Annotated in this window: 1 protein-coding gene; it reads left to right on the top strand. The window is 77.0% G+C overall.

All coding sequences use genetic code 11. The features are described 5' to 3' along the window. Positions 1–61 precede the first annotated feature (61 nt). On the top strand, positions 62–565 hold the full coding sequence (locus tag AC3WLN_RS24055; protein ID WP_492485497.1) for a CsbD family protein: 504 nt from the start codon (positions 62–64) through the stop codon (positions 563–565). The last annotated feature ends 61 nt before the right edge of the window (positions 566–626 follow it).

Here is a 626-nt window from a genome sequence, read left to right as displayed (position 1 = left end):
CCCCACCCCTTACCCACTCACCCCAGGCCGCCTCAGGCGCGGCCAACAAGGATCAGGCATCATGGTGGACACCAATCGGATCACGGGCGCGGCCCAGGAACTCGGCGGCAAGGTCCAGGGCGCGGTGGGCGACCTCACCGGCTCGAAGCGCGACTCCCTCGAGGGCCGGGCCCGCGAGGCGCAAGGGGCGGCCGAGAACCTCTACGGCCAGGCCAAGGACGGGGTGCGCGAGGCCGCCGACACCGTCGCCGACACCGCCCGCGAGCTCGGCGGCAAGGTCCGCGACGCGGTCGGCCACCTGACCGGCTCGGGCGAGCTCGAGGCGCGGGCCCGCCGGGCGCAGGGCGCGGCCGGCGACACCTACGAGCGGGCCGAGCGGGCGGTGCGCCACGCCGCCGACGATGCCGACGATCAGGCCGGGGACGCCTACGCGGCCGGCCGGCGCTCCCTGCGCCAGGGCGGCCACGAGGTCAGCCACCAGGTCGCCGAGCACCCCGTGGCCGCGCTCCTGGTGGCCGGCCTCCTCGGCTACGGCCTCGGCCTGCTCATCCACGGCCGCGACTGATCCACGGCCGCGCCTGAACCCGCAGGCCCGCGATCCTGGTCCGGCCGCGCCGGGATTGCGC

Source organism: Methylobacterium sp. FW306-05-D, assembly GCF_058782155.1.
The sequence above is the reverse complement of the archived record's forward strand: the minus strand, read 5'-3'. Positions and strand labels throughout refer to the sequence as shown.

Bases quoted from the DNA above. Each gene is read 5' to 3' on its own strand.
- AC3WLN_RS24055 (WP_492485497.1), top strand. From the start codon at position 62: ATGGTGGACACCAATCGGATCACGGGCGCGGCCCAGGAACTCGGCGGC.